General features: G+C 32.3%; 18 protein-coding genes and 1 riboswitch. Of the genes, 7 read left to right on the forward strand and 11 right to left on the reverse strand.

Features of this window, described 5'->3' with window-relative positions:
* Positions 1-139 precede the first annotated feature (139 nt).
* The gene (locus tag BM319_RS11875) at positions 140-586 is read left to right on the forward strand and encodes a YslB family protein (RefSeq protein WP_069034550.1); all 447 of its coding nucleotides are present in this window, start codon (positions 140-142) and stop codon (positions 584-586) included.
* Between the two features lie 584 nt (positions 587-1,170).
* Here BM319_RS11875 and BM319_RS11885 read toward each other — a convergent pair.
* Together BM319_RS11885 and uvrC are read right to left on the reverse strand one after the other, a co-directional pair.
* A complete protein-coding gene (locus tag BM319_RS11885) occupies positions 1,171-2,412 on the reverse strand; it encodes an aspartate kinase (RefSeq protein ID WP_069034552.1) in 1,242 nt (413 codons plus the stop codon).
* 105 nt (positions 2,413-2,517) lie between these two features.
* Positions 2,518-2,693: riboswitch (Lysine riboswitch) on the reverse strand.
* 74 nt (positions 2,694-2,767) lie between these two features.
* Positions 2,768-4,543, reverse strand: a complete 1,776-nt coding sequence (gene uvrC, locus BM319_RS11890) for an excinuclease ABC subunit UvrC (protein WP_069034553.1) — start codon at positions 4,541-4,543, stop codon at positions 2,768-2,770.
* Positions 4,544-4,690: 147 nt separating this feature from the next.
* Between uvrC and BM319_RS11895 the strand changes: the two genes are divergently transcribed.
* Positions 4,691-5,122, forward strand: a complete 432-nt coding sequence (locus tag BM319_RS11895) for a PepSY domain-containing protein (protein ID WP_091022797.1) — start codon at positions 4,691-4,693, stop codon at positions 5,120-5,122.
* Positions 5,123-5,325: 203 nt separating this feature from the next.
* Here BM319_RS11895 and BM319_RS11900 read toward each other — a convergent pair whose 3' ends face one another.
* The 3 genes from BM319_RS11900 to trxA all read right to left on the reverse strand — a co-directional run bounded on the left by BM319_RS11900 (position 5,326) and on the right by trxA (position 8,066).
* Positions 5,326-6,954: an MDR family MFS transporter gene (locus tag BM319_RS11900; protein ID WP_286143732.1), complete on the reverse strand. Its 1,629-nt coding sequence runs from the start codon at positions 6,952-6,954 to the stop codon at positions 5,326-5,328.
* Positions 6,955-7,031: 77 nt separating this feature from the next.
* Entirely contained in the window at positions 7,032-7,469 is a 438-nt protein-coding gene (locus tag BM319_RS11905) for a MarR family winged helix-turn-helix transcriptional regulator (RefSeq protein ID WP_069034555.1), read from the reverse strand.
* A 279-nt stretch (positions 7,470-7,748) separates the two neighbouring features.
* Positions 7,749-8,066, reverse strand: a complete 318-nt coding sequence (gene trxA / locus BM319_RS11910) for a thioredoxin (RefSeq protein WP_056472391.1) — start codon at positions 8,064-8,066, stop codon at positions 7,749-7,751.
* A gap of 171 nt (positions 8,067-8,237) precedes the next feature.
* Here trxA and BM319_RS11915 point away from each other — a divergent pair, with 171 nt between their 5' ends.
* From BM319_RS11915 to BM319_RS11925, 3 genes are all read left to right on the forward strand, one after another.
* The gene (locus tag BM319_RS11915; protein ID WP_091022799.1) at positions 8,238-8,708 is read left to right on the forward strand and encodes a GNAT family N-acetyltransferase; all 471 of its coding nucleotides are present in this window, start codon (positions 8,238-8,240) and stop codon (positions 8,706-8,708) included.
* A gap of 207 nt (positions 8,709-8,915) precedes the next feature.
* Positions 8,916-9,074 (forward strand): FbpB family small basic protein, encoded by a 159-nt coding sequence (locus tag BM319_RS11920; RefSeq protein WP_069034557.1) that lies wholly within the window; start codon positions 8,916-8,918, stop codon positions 9,072-9,074.
* Between the two features lie 242 nt (positions 9,075-9,316).
* Entirely contained in the window at positions 9,317-9,556 is a 240-nt protein-coding gene (locus tag BM319_RS11925; protein ID WP_084006963.1) for a hypothetical protein, read from the forward strand.
* A gap of 164 nt (positions 9,557-9,720) precedes the next feature.
* On the opposite strand, the gene BM319_RS11930 is transcribed toward BM319_RS11925, so the two are convergent.
* From BM319_RS11930 to BM319_RS11955, 6 genes are all read right to left on the reverse strand, one after another.
* A complete protein-coding gene (locus BM319_RS11930; protein WP_069034558.1) occupies positions 9,721-10,698 on the reverse strand; it encodes an electron transfer flavoprotein subunit alpha/FixB family protein in 978 nt (325 codons plus the stop codon).
* 67 nt (positions 10,699-10,765) lie between these two features.
* Positions 10,766-11,539, reverse strand: a complete 774-nt coding sequence (locus BM319_RS11935; RefSeq protein ID WP_069034559.1) for an electron transfer flavoprotein subunit beta/FixA family protein — start codon at positions 11,537-11,539, stop codon at positions 10,766-10,768.
* A gap of 56 nt (positions 11,540-11,595) precedes the next feature.
* A complete protein-coding gene (locus BM319_RS11940; RefSeq protein ID WP_069034560.1) occupies positions 11,596-12,366 on the reverse strand; it encodes an enoyl-CoA hydratase in 771 nt (256 codons plus the stop codon).
* A gap of 37 nt (positions 12,367-12,403) precedes the next feature.
* Entirely contained in the window at positions 12,404-12,991 is a 588-nt protein-coding gene (gene fadR / locus BM319_RS11945) for a fatty acid metabolism transcriptional regulator FadR (protein WP_069034561.1), read from the reverse strand.
* 265 nt (positions 12,992-13,256) lie between these two features.
* A complete protein-coding gene (locus BM319_RS11950) occupies positions 13,257-14,963 on the reverse strand; it encodes an AMP-binding protein (protein WP_091022803.1) in 1,707 nt (568 codons plus the stop codon).
* Positions 14,964-15,089: 126 nt separating this feature from the next.
* Entirely contained in the window at positions 15,090-15,899 is an 810-nt protein-coding gene (locus tag BM319_RS11955) for a sugar nucleotide-binding protein (RefSeq protein ID WP_175495602.1), read from the reverse strand.
* A gap of 154 nt (positions 15,900-16,053) precedes the next feature.
* Here BM319_RS11955 and dat point away from each other — a divergent pair, with 154 nt between their 5' ends.
* Both dat and BM319_RS11965 read left to right on the forward strand, forming a co-directional pair.
* Positions 16,054-16,938, forward strand: coding sequence for a D-amino-acid transaminase (dat, locus tag BM319_RS11960; protein ID WP_175495603.1), 885 nt, complete (start codon positions 16,054-16,056; stop codon positions 16,936-16,938).
* 63 nt (positions 16,939-17,001) lie between these two features.
* Positions 17,002-17,301 (forward strand): hypothetical protein, encoded by a 300-nt coding sequence (locus BM319_RS11965; protein WP_091022809.1) that lies wholly within the window; start codon positions 17,002-17,004, stop codon positions 17,299-17,301.
* Positions 17,302-17,389 lie beyond the last annotated feature (88 nt).

Below are 17,389 nucleotides of genomic sequence, written 5' to 3' on the forward strand. Positions count from 1 at the left end.
GTACATTTTTCTTTACTGAAAAAACTTCTCATTTAGTTTGGTAATCCTTGTAATCTACATATGTCGAATTATTGTTTTTACTATTCAATATTGTATATAATAAAAACATGTTTTTTAGGAAAGGGAGAGTTATCCGACCATGACGAACGGCATTGAAAATTTAAATATTCCAGGAAATATTTCTGGTTTTGGCTATGAGCTAATACGTAACGATCTATTGAATGATTTATTAGGAAAAGAGCAAAATGATATTTTATATTGGGCGGGTAAAATGATTGCCAGAAAATATCCTTTAGCAACCTTTGAAGAAATTATAGAGTTTTTTGATCAAGCTGGTTGGGGTACTCTTACTGTTGAAGAAGAAAAGAAGCAAGAAGTTCATTTAACATTATCTTCAGAATTAATTACATACAGAAATCAACAAAAAAAGAACGTGTCTTACCAATTAGAAGCTGGATTTCTAGCGATGCAAATTGAACAACAAATCGATGTTATAGCTGAAACGTATGAAGAGCAAAGCAAAAGAGGCGACAAAGTAAAGTTCCAAGTAAAATGGGATTTAAAGGATCCAATTACAAGAAGATAACACAAAAAACACCGCAAGGAATTTTGGTCCCTTGTGGTGTTTTCTTTTTTTTTTGAAATATTTAAATATAAGTTCAAAGACGGGTACAACCATGAGGATTTTCAAATAAATCATTAAGATTAAATTTCTAATTTAATTTAAGGAAAAAGATCAGTTTACTTCCTTACCCCTTCTCTTTCCTTTCCTTACTTTGATCCTGCCTCCTAATTCCCTCAAAATTCTTGTTTCTTTTAACTCCTTTAATAATAGAATTTAACAAGAATAAACAAATAGAAACAAAAAACAAAATGGCGAGTATTAATAGAACGAACTGTAGCACAATTTCTCCATATCCGTAGGCAAGTATGCTATGCCTCATTATTAATACCTCCTTCTTTTATTTACCATTTAGCCGTTCGCCGTACTTATATTAAATTTACAGAATCTTTATATAATTTATTCGCTTAACGAATAAAAAACCCTTTAAAGCGCTATCTCTATACTATACGGCTCGGTATATCTGAACGTGATGAATATTGAAAAAATCAATATTTCAAAGCCTATATATTAAGAATTTGAACGCCTAAAAGGGTTTATTTTAATAGTTAGTTTTCTACTACTACTTCTTCATTAATACGATCTAATTCATATCCTTTATGAAGAGCGTGAACTGCTTCTTGTAATTTTGATTTTGGTACAACTGTTGAAACTTTAATTTCAGAAGTGCTTACCATTTTTACAGGGATTTCACTTTCAGCTAAAAATTTAAACATTTTTGCAGCAACACCTGGATTTGAAACCATTCCACTACCTACAATTGAAACTTTAGCAAGTTCACTTTCAAAATCAAATGAGCGGTAACCTAAAAACTCTTTCTTTGATTCTAGAACCGTTATTGCTTCCATCATATTTTCAGATTTGATCGAGAATGAAAGATTTACTAAGTTATCTGATGTTACGCTTTGGATAATAATATCAACATCAATACCTTCACTTGCTAATAAAGTAAAGATTTTAGGTAATAAATCTACATGGTTATTTAAACCATTTAATGTCATCCTTGTTACATTAGATTCGAATGCGATTCCTCTTACGACTGATTGTTGTTCCATTTGTGTTTCCTCCCCAATAAATGTACCGATTTCATCATGTTGACTTGAACGAACTTGAATAATTAAATTATAATTTTTTGCGAATTCTACTGCTCTTGGGTGTAAAACCGCTGCTCCTAGAGCTGCAAGCTCTAGCATTTCATCATAAGAGACATGGCTTAATTTAGATGCATTTGGTTCAACTCTTGGATCCGTAGTATAAACACCTAATACGTCCGTATAAATATCACAACGTTCTGCATTTAAAGCCGCTGCCAATGCAACAGCTGTTGTATCTGAGCCACCACGACCTAATGTCGTAATTTCATTGTTGTCACCTAAACCTTGGAAACCAGCAACAATTACGATATACCCTTCATCTAGTAATTGTTGAATTCGATCAGTATGAATGGTTTCTATACGTGCATTTCCATGGACAGATTCAGTTTGAATTCCAGCTTGCCAACCAGTTAGTGAAATAGCTTTAAAACCTTTTGCCTGGATTGCCATTGCTAGTAAAGAAATCGAAACTTGTTCCCCTGTAGTAAGTAACATATCTAACTCACGTTTACTGTTTTGTGGACTAATTTGAGCTGCTAAACTAACTAGTTCGTCTGTATGATGTCCCATCGCAGATACAACTGTAACTACTTGGTTTCCTTCTTTATATGATTTGGTTACTGTTTCAGCAACATGCTGAATTCGTTCAATTGAGCCTACTGAAGTACCACCGAATTTCTGAACAATAATTCCCATTTTTCTCATCCTCACTTTTTACTTAAAAAAGAATACAAAAAAGCGCGTGAAGCAATGTTCACGCGCCTAATTTACAAATAAATAAAATAGACAAATCATCAACATCTCTTCAATAGCTCCCCGCATAATTATTATGCGACAGTACTACATTTCTTAAATGCAGTCCCAACAAAATGAATTGTGGATTCATTTTATTTCGGCAAAACTTCCTTTCAACTGTCCATTACAACGCCACACGTCTATGACAGCATACTTTTAAGTTTTGCACCTCTATTACGAGAGAAAATCATTTAATTTTAACTAAAATATAAATTATTTTGAAAATAGTGTCAAGATAAAAATTTTGGTAACGATCTCACTCTTTATGGAAATGCTGATAAATTTCTTCTGCAACATTTTTTGGCATTTTAGCTGCTATCAACTCATCAATTGATGCCTCTTTTATTTTTTTTACTGAACCAAAATGTTTAAGAAGGGCTTTCTTTCTTGTTCCACCAACACCTGCTATGCCATCTAAAGCAGATTGAACCATTGATTTACTATGAAGCTGACGATAGAATTCAATCGCAAATCTGTGTACCTCGTCTTGAATTCTTTGTAATAAAAAGAACTCTTGGCTTTGTCTTCCAAGTTGGACAATTTGAGGTGGTTGTCCTATTAATAACTCTGAAGTACGGTGCTTTTCATCTTTAACAAGTCCAGCTGTTGGGATGAATAGACCTAACTCATTTTGGAGTACATCTTCAACTGCAGCTAGATGGCCTTTACCACCATCCACAATTATTAAGTTTGGTAAAGGTAAATTCTCTTTTAATGCTCTCGAGTATCTTCTACGTACTACCTCACGCATTGAATCGTAATCATCAGGTCCTACAACAGTTTTGATTTTATATTTGCGGTAATCTTTTTTTGAAGGTTTTCCGTCTATAAAGACAACCATAGCTGAAACAGGATTTGTTCCTTGAATATTTGAATTATCAAATGCTTCAATTCGATACGGAGTTTCAATATTTAAAATATCTCCTAGTTTTTCTATTGCTTTAACTGTTCTTTCTTCATCTCGCTCAATTAATTTAAACTTCTCACCAAGTCCAATTTTGGCATTTTTATTTGCTAAAACAACAAGTTCCTTTTTTTGGCCTCTTTTAGGTTGGAATACAGGAATTTTAAGTAAACTTTTTAAAATTTCAGTATCAACTTTATCTGGTACAAATATTTCTTTTGGTTTTATATTGTGTGGTTTTTCATAAAATTGCCCAATAAATGATAGGAACTCTTCTTCTGGTTCATCGTAAATTGGAAAATATGATACATCTCTTTCAATTAATTTCCCTCTTCGAACAAAGAATACTTGAACACACATCCATCCCTTATCAACCGCATATCCAAATACATCTCGATCAACTAAATCACTACTCATCATTTTCTGCTTTTCCATAGTCGCTTCAATAGATACAATTTGATCTCGATACTCTTTTGCGCGCTCGAAATCTAATTGTTCAGATGCAGCAATCATTTTTGCCTCTAACTCTTTTCGTATTTGGTCTTCCCCACCGTTTAGAAAACGGGCAATTTCATTAACTATTTCCGAATTTTGATGATCAGTTACTTCTTTTACACAAGGCGCCAGACACTGACCAATATGATAATATAGACAAACTTTATCTGGTAATGAAGAACATTTTCTTAATGGGTATAGACGATCTAATAATTTTTTTGTTTCATTAGCGGCAGTAGCATTAGGGAATGGTCCAAAATATTTTCCTTTATCTTTTTTTACATTTCGCGTAATCAATAAGCGAGGATGTTTTTCAGCAGTTATTTTAATAAAGGGGTATGATTTATCATCCTTCAACATGATGTTATATTTCGGATCATATTTCTTAATTAAATTCATCTCAAGAATTAAAGCTTCCATATTAGAAGAAGTAACAATATATTCAAAATCAGTTATCTCTTGAACTAATCGATATGTCTTACCATCATGGGATCCCGTGAAATAAGATCGAACTCTATTTTTTAATACTTTAGCTTTTCCTACGTAAATGATCGTCCCTTGAATATCTTTCATCAAATAGCAACCAGGCTGATCGGGTAGAAGCGCTAATTTTTCTTTTAAGTGATTGTCCATTTCCTCTCACCTCTTTCGTGCAATTGTACACTTAATATTATAATCTCCACATATAAAAACTGAAAATACTTTAATGTTATTAAGTAAAAATTAAGTTTTCTATTGTAACTTTAATTTCATCAAGAGAAGAAAAGGAGAAATGTTAAGATGAAAAAAGTAAGAGTTGTTCATTTTTGGATTGGTGTGATTGTTTCGGTTTTCCTATTAATCGAATCTACTACAGGAATTATCCTGTATTTCAATAAAGGTGGCGAAGAAAAAGGTAGATTTTCTATGCAAGGACAGTTTCCATCCGGTGGACAGTTTAATGGAAATCAACAATCTCAAAATAGCGATCAAAACACAGTGCTTCAAAGTGGACAAAGTGGCGATAATACACAAACCCCATTTCAAAATTTTGGAAAAAGACCTGAGCAGTCTGCATTTTCAGTAAAAAGCTTACATACCGGCATAATTGGTTTAATTAGTGGTATCGGTCTTTTTATACTTACTGGAACAGGATTAGCATTATCTTGGATCTTGTGGAGTAATAAACGAAAAATGAAAAAAAGAAAAGAAAAAGTATCAATGGCTATTTAACAAAGGGGGGGCCAAAAAAGTAAATCTTTTTGGGAACTCTCTTTTTTCTTCATATGGCAATCAGTGGTCAATTGGCATATTTAATTTAAATAAAAACCATCCAAATTATGTTGTGACCCCAAATGTTAGATACGTCTAACATTTGGAGGTGCACTTCAATTAATTCTGGATGGTTTTCACTTTTATTATGACAGCATCGGAAATTAAGAAGTCGCAGTTTCCACTTTTACTTGTTCTTGCTCATTACCTTCTTTATCTCCAGCTTTTCTATTCGTTAATTTAATTGGTGTTAGGAATAATGTTACGATTGCACCAATTATGATGAATCCTAAACCAACAAAGAATACTTGGTGTAATGAATCCATTAATGATGTTTTAATGATTGGTAACATTCCTTCTAAAATTGGCTTTGGAATTAGCTTTTTAGCATCCGCATTAAATAACATTGTAAATACAGATTGAGGAGTTGTATTAATCATGTCTTTAAATTTGTCTACTAATGGTGCAGCTTGAGCTGGTAATTTATTTAAAAATGGCACTAAATCATGGTTTAAAAGTGTTCCTGATTTACTGTTCATTACAGCACCTAAAACAGTTGCTCCAAAAGTACCACCGATTGAACGGAAGAATTGGCTAGAAGATGTTACAATCCCTAATTCCTTCTTATCAAATACTTCTTGAAGAGCTAGTGTAATTGTCGGCATTACTAACCCAATACCTAGACCCATAACTCCCATAAAGATAGTTGCAATTGTTTTACTTGAATTCATATCTAAAGTTGTTAATAAATATAAACCTAATGCAATTACGAACATACCCGTAATAATCTGTGGTTTAATTCCTACTTTAAATACAACCTGACCACCGATAATACTTGCAATAATCATAGTGATCATCATTGGCGTCATAATTGTTCCCGATTGTGTTGCACTTACTCCAACAATACCTTGCATGAAGAATGGTACGAACATAATTGCACCAAACATCGCTATTGTCATAAAGAAACCAATTAAGTTTAATGTTACGAAAGTTCTATTTTTGAATAAATGCATTGGTAGAATTGGCTCTTTAGCTTTATTTTCTGCAATAACGAAACTAATGATTCCAACTACAGCTAATACAAATAAACTAATGATTTGCCAAGAATTCCAATCATATTTAACTCCACCTAAACTTAAAGCAAGAAGTAAACTTACAACACCAATAATCATAGTCACCATACCAGCGATATCGAAATTGATTGGTCCAGTGTTTTTTCTTCCTTTTAAACCTAATGCAATAAAAATTGTTGCGATAATCCCTACAGGAAGATTAATGTAGAATACCCATTTCCAGTTTAATGAGTCAACAATCCATCCACCAATTTGTGGTCCGATTACTGAAGCTAAACCGTAAATACCACCGAAAACCCCTTGGAATTTCGCACGTTCTTTACCTGTAAATAAATCCCCGATTACAATCATCGCCATCGGCATCATTACACCGCCACCGATACCTTGAATACCACGGTAAATAATTAATTCAGTCATATTATGGGCAATACCACATAATGCTGAAGCTGCCATAAATATAACTAAACCTGCAATATAAACACTTCTACGACCTAATAAGTCTGCTAATTTACCTGCGATCGGCACTACAGTAGTTGAAGTTAATAAGTATGCTGTTGTAAGCCAAGTCATCATACTTAAACCACCAAGGTCCCCTACAATTTTAGGCATTGCAGTACCAACTATCGTGCCATCTAATGCCGAGAAAAACATTGCAATTATTAGTCCAATTAGCAATAGTTTACGATTGCCTTCTTTTTGAACAACTGTATTTGTAGTCAAAATATATTTCTCCCTTCTCTCCCATATCTTTTTTCTTTTTATAATTACTAATACAAAAAAGTATCTTGTAAAAATTTCTATAAATCTGCTGCAGCATTTGCAAGTTTTTCAGTAATCTTTGCAAATTGTAATAACTCATCGTCAGAAAGGTTAAACAAGAAACCTTCAAAAATTTCTTTTCGATCTTTTATCACTGATTCTAATTTTTTAATACCTTCCTTAGTTAACATAATATTTACAACTCTTCGGTCCTTTTTATCATGTTCTCTATATACAAAGTCATTATGTTCAAGTCGATCAATCATAAATGATACAGCACTTGGTTTTACACCCATCATCTCTGCTATTTCAGATATTTTACAGCTTTCTTTTTTTCGTAAGTACATTAAAACAAAAAATTGAGTAGCTGTTACCCCATGACTATTCATGCTTTCTGTCACTTTTGGTTGCATTTTATGAATAGTACTTTGAAGTGCAATCTGAATCCGTTCAATGTACTCATTTTTGTTAGCCAAGAAAGTTAACCTCCTTTAAAAATTAATCAAATTAAATATTTAATGTCTGTTAAATATTAATGCTTATTAAATATAAAACGTGACAGAAAAATAGTCAATCTTATTTAAATTAGAAATTTTTAACATAACTCTAATTTTTAATATTGATCATTATAATGAAAACATTTACATTGGCTTACGGTATTGGTTTTATAAATATTGTCCTAGCCAGCTTTTTTTATTTAAAAATACAAAAAAAAAATGCACTCATATTATGAGTGCATTTCTTACAAATTATAATTAACCAATATGTGGAGTAATTAATTCTTCTAAAGCTTCTTTAGGTTTGAAACCTAAAGTTTTTTCTACTACTTCGCCGTCTTTAAGAACGAATAATGATGGAATGCTCATAACTTCAAATTTAGCTGCTGTTTCTTGGTTTTCATCAACATCAACTTTAACAATTTTAACTTTTTCTCCGTATTCAGAAGCTAATTCTTCTAATACAGGAGCAATCATTTTACAAGGACCACACCAAGTTGCCCAAAAATCAACTAATACTACACCTTCTTTTGTTTCTTCTGCGAACGTTGCGTTTGTTGCATTAACAATTGCCATTTATTTTTTCCTCCTACCTGCGCAAGCTACATAAGTAAAATATGTAGATTCACATAATTTGTTATAATTTTAATGAAAGTATACCATATGAGAATTAGCATTTTCTATTTATTTGCTCAAACTTACTATTTCCAAACAAATAGTTGATATACCAATGAAAGGACTAAAAAAGTGATAACATTTGAAAGAATTACAACAGACTTAATTGAAGTAATTGAAGAAATTACAAATTCAAATCAAAATTACAATAAAATGGAGAATGGTCGTTTAACACGAACAAAAGAAGAACTAATGAAGGAATATTTTTTTTCCTCACATCAAACGGAAACTTATTTTATTAAATTAGATGATACCTATATAGGATTAATTGATTTTTTAGCGCTAAATCCTAAAGATGGTTTCCCATGGCTAGGACTTTTAATGATCCATCATGATTACCATGGTTATGGATTTGGAACAAACGCATTTATATTATTTGAAGAACTACTTATAAAAAGAAATATTAACGGTTTACGATTAGGAGTGTTAATTAAAAACCAACAAGCAAAATCTTTTTGGAAATCACAGGGATTTAAATATATAGAAAATAAAACGAATGCAGATGGTATTGAAGTAGAGATTTATGAAAAGATTTATTCATAAAATCTTCATATTTAAATGTTAAATTATTGATTGTCTGCTTCATGAGACTTCTAGATTATCGATTTAGTCCATGAGTAACAATTCAATTCGATACTTTTGTCACAATTTCGTAAAATCTTACTCGAAATAATGCCAGATTTTTATGTTAATATATTGTTGAATATAATAATAATATTCAAAAAATTTAACACGATAGGAGTGGCATTTATGAGAAAACCTTTACGTAAATCGTTTAATCAATTAGTTCATGAGAATAAACAATCTTTATTACGAAACAAAGAAGAAATTGAAAAAATTGAAAGTAAAATTGAAAAGCGCCACGAATTATTATCTGAAAAAAACAAACTAAACAAAGCTATATCATAAATTTTAAGTAATCCTTAAGAGGGATTACTTTTTTTTGTGTTGTTCTAAAAAATTTCTTCCTCTCTTTTGAACCTACCTATTTGACAATGTTCAACTTCTCCAATATAAGCAAATACAAGCTGTAAAAAATCACTTCTTTCTTATATATAAAGTGCAATTACTGATTCAACTAAAATAGGCGAACTCTTATGATAATAAGACGTACTATATAGTACATTGGTCTAGAAATTGGAGGTAAAAGTATGCATCATCCATTTTGGAATTTACATCCGCATCATCCCCAACATCCTATGAGAAACGGTGTTCAAGGTCATGTACAAACTGATCATCAATCAATCATGCAAATGTTCATGAATCTTGAAAATCAGATTACAAACCTTGTAAAAGCAATCGAAGCAAATAATGAATTACTTAGACAACTTGAACAAAAACAAAATCAAGTTGTAACAAGTGGCGGTGGATCAGTCATTGTTAGGATGTAAGGACAATGGCTTGTAAACGAATAGAAGAACTATAAAAGAGGTGTCACAAAAGTTAAAGTACTTTTGAACCCCTCTTTTTTAAATTTTTTTTCAAGACGTACACTTGAAAAACACAAAAAACCCACAAGATACTAACTTGTGGGCTATCATTTATAGCTTTTATATTAAGAGTTAACTAATACAGCTTTAAATTCTTCTGTTAATAAAGGTAATACTTCGAATAAGTCACCAACGATACCGTAATCAGCTACTTTGAAGATATTAGCTTCTGGATCTTTGTTAATTGCAACGATTACTTTAGAGTTTGACATACCAGCTAAATGTTGGATAGCTCCTGAAATACCACATGCAATGTATAAATCAGGCGTTACCACTTTACCAGTTTGGCCAATTTGTAAAGAGTAGTCACAATAGTTAGCATCACATGCACCACGAGATGCACCAACAGCAGCACCTAGTACTGAAGCTAATTCTTTTAATGGATTAAAGCCTTCTTCACTCTTAACGCCACGGCCACCAGCAACGACCACTTTCGCTTCTGAAAGGTCTACACCTTCACTCGCTTTACGCACAACATCTTTGACGATTGAACGTAAGTCTTTAATTTCAACCGAAACAGCTGCTACATCACCAGTGCGAGAAGCATCTTTTTCTAATGCTGAAATGTTATTTGGACGGATTGTCGCAAAAATAAATGGATCTACCATAACTTTTTTCTCGAATGCTTTACCTGAGTAAATTGGACGAGTGAAAACAATATTTCCACCAGCTACTTCGATTGCAGTAACATCTGAAATAAGACCACTTTGCATACGAGCAGCAAGTTTAGGAGATAAATCCTTACCTAAAGCTGTATGACCGAATACTAGACCTTCTGGTTTTTCTTGGTCAATAACTGCTAAAAGTGCTTGAGAATATCCATCAGAAGTATAGGATGCTAATTTTTCATCTTCAACAACGATTGCACGATCTGCACCGTATTGAATCATTTCAGCAGCTAATGCACTAACTGATTTACCTACTAATACAGCAACTACTTCTCCGCCCTCAGCAACTGTTTTAGCCGTACTTACTGCCTCAAATGAAACATTACGTAGTGATCCTTCACGAACTTCGCCTAATACTAATACTTTACGTGACATGTTATTTCCCTCCAAAATTTTCTATTACGATATTAATCTATTATTTAAGTTCTAATATTCAATAAAATTAGATTACTTTTGCTTCAGAACGTAGTAATGAAACTAATTCTTTTACTTGGTCTTTTAATTCACCAGTTAAAACTTTGCCCGCTTCTTTCTTAGCAGGTAGGTAAATTTCAATTGTTTTCGTTTTTGCTTGAACTTCATCTTCTTCTAAATCTAGATCATCTAATTCTAATTCATCTAAAGGCTTTTTCTTAGCTTTCATAATACCAGGTAAAGAAGGATATCTTGGTTCATTTAAGCCTTGTTGAGCAGTGATTAATAATGGTAAAGATGTTTCGATGATTTCTGTATCACCCTCTACATCACGTTCGATTGTAGCTGTCGTACCATTAATGTCAATTTTAGTAATTGTTGTCACGTAAGGAATATTTAATAATTCAGCAACGCGTGGACCTACTTGACCAGTACCTCCATCAATTGCAACATTACCTGCTAAAATAATTGAAGGATCTTTATCTTCTAAGTATTTAGCAATAAGTTTTGAAGTTGTATATTGATCAGCATTTGTAACATCATCTTCAACGTTAATTAATACAGCTTTATCAGCACCCATAGCTAGTGCTGTACGAAGTTCTTTTTCACTATCTTCGTTACCAATTGTTATGACAGTTACTTCGCCACCATGAGCGTCACGAATTTGAATCGCTTCTTCAACTGCATACTCATCGTATGGATTTATAATAAATTCAGCGCCATCCTCTTGGATTGCACCATTTGAAATTGTAATTTTCTCTTCAGTGTCAAATGTTCTTTTTAATAGTACATAAATGTTCATTGTTATACCCTCCCAGGAAATGTAACTACATCTATTTTTTTAAAATATTAAACTACTTATTTATTAAACACTGGTTTTCTTTTTTCTAAAAATGCCGAAATACCCTCTTTTGCATTTTCAGTTGTAAAAATTTCTCCAAATAATTTAGACTCTTCTTCCACCGCTTCATGATATGAATTAGTTCTAGTAGAAGATAGTAGTTGTAGAATATATTGAATTGATTGCATACTTTTATTAGCAATTTTAGCCGCTAATGCATTTGCTTCATCTAATAAAGTTTCTTCTGGCACTACAATTGTAGCTAATCCAATTTTCCCAGCTTCAACACCAGAAATTGGTTCAGAAGTCGCAAGCATAACTAACGCTTTATCTTTACCTACATAACGTGGTAATCGTTGTGTCCCAGCAAACCCTGGAATAATTCCTAAGTTTAATTCAGGTAAACCAAGTTTTGCGTTTTCTGCAACAACTCGAATATGACAGCTCATTGCAAATTCAAGTCCGCCACCTAATGCAGCTCCGTGAATTGCTGCGATGATCGGCTTAGAATAATTTTCAACACGATCAAAAACTAGTTGACCTCTTCTTGCAACAGCTGCTGCATCTTCAGCATTTTTGAAAGAAGTAAATTCTTTAATATCTGCACCTGCAGAGAAAAATCTACCTTCTCCATGAACAACTAAAACGCTTACATCATTGTTATTTTCTAATTCATCTAAACGCTTAACTAAATCAGCAAATACAACCGAAGACATTGCATTTGCTGGTGGATTTTGAATTGTTAATAATGCAATACCATCGGATATTTTACATTGAATTAAACTCACAACTATTCCTCCCTATTTTTCAAAATGTACTAGAACGTTAATTTTGGTACCCGCATCCTCTTATTAATAGTTGGTGGACTTTATCGGCTTTAGCTTCTAAATCTTGTTTTTGACCGGTCATTACCCAATGGGTCATCACTTCATCAATCGTGCCGAAGATCATTTGTCTAGCTGTACGAATATCCAATTGTTTGTCGAACAAACCACTATTGATTCCTTCATTTAAAATTGAATCAATGATATGTAGATACTCTTTTAGTACCTCATTTATTCTTAATCTCAGGTCAATATTTGTTTGTCTTACTTCCAATTGCATAACGATTGCCAAATGCGAATCTTTAGACATTTCATAAAAGTGAGTTTTTACCAACATTAATAATTTCGATATCGCGTCCGGTTTACCTTCAATTTTTTGACGAATTTTTTCAGTAAAATTTCCCATCTTCTCTTCAAACAGTGAAATTAAGATGGATTCTTTATTTTTAAAATACAAATAGATTGTTCCGTCAGCTACACCAGCCTGTTTTGCAATTTTAGAAACCTGCGCCTGATGGTAACCATTTTCAGCAATTACAACAACTGCAGCATCAATTATTTGTTTATATTTTGGTTTATCTCTTTTCATTTTTTATTAACCCCTTCTTACAGTGAATGAATAATCATTCATATTCTCATAATACAAATTTATCAGAAAATTGTCAATTGTCCTGTAATATTTTTATGTATAAAGTTTCTTACAAAAGCTTTTACTATTCTTTTTAATCTTTGTACTTATATTTAATTTTATCAGGTTTTTTTCTAATCAATCTTTAAATTTATTTTAGCATAGTATTTTTATAACGGTTCATAAAATAAAGAGGGATGCTTCTGTTATCATCCCCCATATATTATTATATTAAATTTTCATCTGAATCCTCAGGTTTCATATTCTTTTGTTTTTCTTCTTCTAGTAATGTTCTTCTTAAGATTTTACCAATCATTGTTTTTGGTAATTCATTTCTAAATTCATATATTCTCGGAACCTTATAGGCTGCTAAATATTTCCGGCAAAAATCATCTAGTTCAGCCTCAGTCACTGATTTTCCTTCTTTTAATACAATATAAGCTTTAACTGTTTCTCCACGATATGCATCAGGAATACCAACTATAACTGCTTCTTTAATAGCCTCGTGTTCATATAATACTTCCTCGATATCTCTAGGGTAAACGTTAAACCCTCCTGCATTGATCATATCTTTCTTACGATCAACGATATAAAAGAAGCCTTCTTCATCCATGTAGCCTAAATCACCTGTATATAACCAGCCATTTTTTAACGTAGTTGCAGTTTCCTCTGGTCGATTCCAATACCCCTTCATTACTTGTGGTCCTGAAACGATTAATTCCCCAATTTCACGATAAGGTAATTCTTCGTCAGTTTCTAGAGATACTATTTTAGCATCTGTACTTGGCCAAGGAACTCCAATGCTGCCCGTCACTCGCTTATCCCATAGGAAATTACTATGTGTAACTGGAGAAGCTTCTGATAAACCATAGCCCTCTACTAATTTTCCACCTGTCACCTTTTCAAATTGATCTTGAACTTCAACAGGTAATGCTGCGGAACCACTTAGGCAAGCATGAATACATGAGATATCATTATTCTTTAAATCAGGATGATTTAATAATGCAATATACATTGTTGGTGCACCCGGGAACAATGTAGGTCGATATTTATTGATTGCTTTAAGCATTTGAGTTGCATCAAATCTCGGAACGATAATCATTTCATACGCACACATGATTGATAAGTTCATACATGTCGTCATTCCATATACATGAAAAAATGGTAAGACAGTCAAAATCTTTTCTTGGCCCTTCTTACTTTTATATAACCATTTCTCCGCCATTAACGTATTTGATGCTAAATTTTTATGTGTAAGCATTACACCTTTAGGAAATCCAGTTGTTCCTCCAGTATATTGAAGGATTGCTACATCTTCTATACTACTACTTGAGAGATCCTGTTCAAGCGGTGCAGATATTTGCATAATAAAACTAAATTGATGAATCGAGTGATCATTAGGTATCTCAGGTGCCTTTGGCTGTTTTGAATAAGGATATAACAGCTTTTTAAAAAATGGTAAATAGTCCTTAATCCCAGTAACAAAAATATGTTGAAGATTAGTAGATTTTTTTACTTCGTACACTCTATTAATTAATAAATCTAAACAAATAATAGCTGTTGCACCACTATCATTCATTTGATATTCAAGCTCTCGTTCAGTATATAGCGGATTTGTTTGGACGATAATTGCTTCTGCAAAAAGAATCCCATAATAAGCAATCACTGCTTGAGGACAATTTGGAAGCATAATTGCAACGCGATCGCCTTTTTTAATTCCTAAATTCCTTAAAAAATTGGCGAATCTTAAAGACTGAATATAAATTTCATTAAACGTCATTGATTTCCCAAGGAAATTAAGCGCTTTCTTAGCTGGATATTTTGAAGCTGTTTGCTTTAAATATGTTGGTAATAAATCAAACTGTTCGTCTAATGTAGCTGGTATTTGCTCTGGATACTGACTCACCCAAGGCCTTAATCTTGGTTCCTCCATACCATTCACCACCAGTATTTTAAAAGTATGTTCATACTAAAATTAGTATATGTTACAAATTTCAGCTATACAATCAAAATATTAAGAATATTTAATCACCAGTGGATTTTGAATTTGTTTTAGAATTTAATGAACTAATTGTTTAATTACTTCATCGCTATCATAGTAAAAATCAGGTGAAAAATCGCTGCGATTAGTCAATAATCCAAAATTGTATTCATCATAGTTTTCTAAAGTGAGAGATTTGACTTTCCCCTCATTGGATAAACTTTTTACAAGTTTAAATATAAATGAGTATTGCGAGTCAATATTAGTTGTTGCAAGGTGAAATATCCCTTTTAAATCATTTTCAATAATTTTTCTTACTTGCTTAGCAATTCCTGTATCAATTGCATGATTCAAAAAAATATTATCATATGCTTCAATTTCTTGACCCTTTTCTATTTTATCTTTTATTTCATTTAGTCTTGGTGAATGTTTTCCCCAAACCATTGGCAATCTTAATACAATCCCATTATCACCAATCTCATTCTTAATTAATTCTTCACATTTTATTTTAAATTGTCCATAATCTGATTCGGCAATAGGAAGATCGTTTTCAGCGTGATGCTTTGAAACTTCTCCATCAAAAACATTTGTTGTAGAACAAAATAAAAATTTCGTTGATGTTGATTTTATTTTTTCTACTATTCTAGAATGCGCCTCAAATTGAACAGTAAAATCACCACGTAAACAAGAAACAATTACATCTGGACAAATACGATCAATCCAGTCCAAAATTTTCTCTGAATCATTAATATCCCACTGTAATTGATGATCATTTTTCAAATCTAATTTTGTTTGATTGAACGTTCCATAAACGTCATAATTAGGAGAAAATTCTTTTATTAAAGCCTTCCCAACTAGTCCACTAGCACCTAAAATTAATAATTTCATTGTCTCTCTCCTTTTTACAAAATATTTAATAAACTTGTGATATATTGAATGTATCATAATAAACAGTGTTTACATAGTTCATAAATTTAAAGTCCAGACTATTTGAAAGCTTTTAATCAAACAGACTTAAATGATAAAAGGGAGTGGAGTTCATATGAAAACAAAGGTTCTTTTAAACAACCGTATTGTCGATTTAAAATCTGCAAATGTAAATATTTTAGATCGAGGTTATCAATTTGGAGATGGCGTTTATGAGGTTATTCGTTTTTTCAATAAGTCATATTTTGAACTCGATGCACATTTAATTCGCTTGAAGGAAAGCTGTGAAAAAATATTAATACCTTTTAAAATGCACCTAAAAAAACTTGAAAGTGATTTAGTTTATTTAATGAATACATGCGATTACGATAATGGATATGTTTATATCCAAATTAGTAGAGGTGTAATGAACCGCAATCATATTTACCAAGACGAAGCTAATTTAAAGCCACAACTAGTTGCTTACACAGTAAGAGAAGATCATAGACCATTACAGCAAATGGAAAAAGGAATAACTGCTTATCTAACAAATGATATTCGATGGCTTCGCTGTGATATAAAAAGTTTAAACTTATTAGGTAGTGTTTTAGTAAAAAATGAGGCTTACGCTAAAGGCGCAAAAGAAGCAATTTTGCATAGAGATGGGATCATTACAGAAGGATCAGCAACAAACGTCTTTATCGTAAAAAACTCTACTCTCTTCACTCATCCTGCCAATCACTTAATTCTAAATGGCATTACTCGAAAAGTGGTACTTGAAATTGCAAAAAAAGAAAAACTCGAAGTAAAAGAGATTCCATTCTCAATTGATGAACTTTTAAATGCAGATGAAGCTTTTACAACAGCATCAGTTTCTGATATCCTACCTGTTACTTCAGTTTTAATTGATGAAAAATCCTATTCTATCGGTTTAGGAAAGCGTGGAGAAATAACAAAGAGAATTCAAGATTCATACACTAATTTAATTGATAAAATTCCGCAGGATCAGTCAACTAACTAGCCTACACTAAATTATAAAACCACATCAAAATATGTTGGTTTACCTAAGTGAGGAGTGACTTTTTTGGCAATTTTTATAGCAATTTTGATCGCTTTTTTTGGCGCATCTCTTGCTCTCGTTTTCACTATAGGGCAATCTAGAAAACGTAAATTCATCATCTGGGGTATCGTGAATATGGTAGCCATTGGGCCATTTTTGTCATTTGCCATTGGAATTACGTACGCTATTATCAAAGGAGATGGCTGGGCAGGGCTGCTGATGTGGGTATTGTATCCAATCATATTTGTTATTGGTCTCATTCAGTTAATTATAGGGATCTTCTTGAAAAAAAGCTCCGATAAAAATAACTACAAGTACCATTAGTTACCTAAAAGAATAGCCAGTATCTTAGACTAGAATTAAGATACTGGCTTGTTGTTTTGGCTAACAATGGAAGTCCAACTTTCTTTAA

The sequence above is a fragment of the Bacillus sp. UNCCL81 genome, assembly GCF_900112535.1.
GTDB lineage: Bacteria > Bacillota > Bacilli > Bacillales > Bacillaceae_G > Gottfriedia > Gottfriedia luciferensis_B.

What these genes read in the sequence shown, in the direction of transcription:
- BM319_RS11875 (WP_069034550.1), top strand. Translation starts at nt 140, where the DNA reads ATGACGAACGGCATTGAAAATTTAAATATTCCAGGAAATATTTCTGGT.
- BM319_RS11885 (WP_069034552.1), bottom strand. Translation starts at nt 2,412, where the DNA reads ATGGGAATTATTGTTCAGAAATTCGGTGGTACTTCAGTAGGCTCAATT.
- uvrC (WP_069034553.1), bottom strand. Translation starts at nt 4,543, where the DNA reads ATGGACAATCACTTAAAAGAAAAATTAGCGCTTCTACCCGATCAGCCT.
- BM319_RS11895 (WP_091022797.1), top strand. Translation starts at nt 4,691, where the DNA reads ATGAAAAAAGTAAGAGTTGTTCATTTTTGGATTGGTGTGATTGTTTCG.
- trxA (WP_056472391.1), bottom strand. Translation starts at nt 8,066, where the DNA reads ATGGCAATTGTTAATGCAACAAACGCAACGTTCGCAGAAGAAACAAAA.
- BM319_RS11920 (WP_069034557.1), top strand. Translation starts at nt 8,916, where the DNA reads ATGAGAAAACCTTTACGTAAATCGTTTAATCAATTAGTTCATGAGAAT.
- BM319_RS11925 (WP_084006963.1), top strand. Translation starts at nt 9,317, where the DNA reads ATGCATCATCCATTTTGGAATTTACATCCGCATCATCCCCAACATCCT.
- BM319_RS11930 (WP_069034558.1), bottom strand. Translation starts at nt 10,698, where the DNA reads ATGTCACGTAAAGTATTAGTATTAGGCGAAGTTCGTGAAGGATCACTA.
- BM319_RS11935 (WP_069034559.1), bottom strand. Translation starts at nt 11,539, where the DNA reads ATGAACATTTATGTACTATTAAAAAGAACATTTGACACTGAAGAGAAA.
- fadR (WP_069034561.1), bottom strand. Translation starts at nt 12,991, where the DNA reads ATGAAAAGAGATAAACCAAAATATAAACAAATAATTGATGCTGCAGTT.
- BM319_RS11950 (WP_091022803.1), bottom strand. Translation starts at nt 14,963, where the DNA reads ATGGAGGAACCAAGATTAAGGCCTTGGGTGAGTCAGTATCCAGAGCAA.
- BM319_RS11955 (WP_175495602.1), bottom strand. Translation starts at nt 15,899, where the DNA reads ATGAAATTATTAATTTTAGGTGCTAGTGGACTAGTTGGGAAGGCTTTA.
- dat (WP_175495603.1), top strand. Translation starts at nt 16,054, where the DNA reads ATGAAAACAAAGGTTCTTTTAAACAACCGTATTGTCGATTTAAAATCT.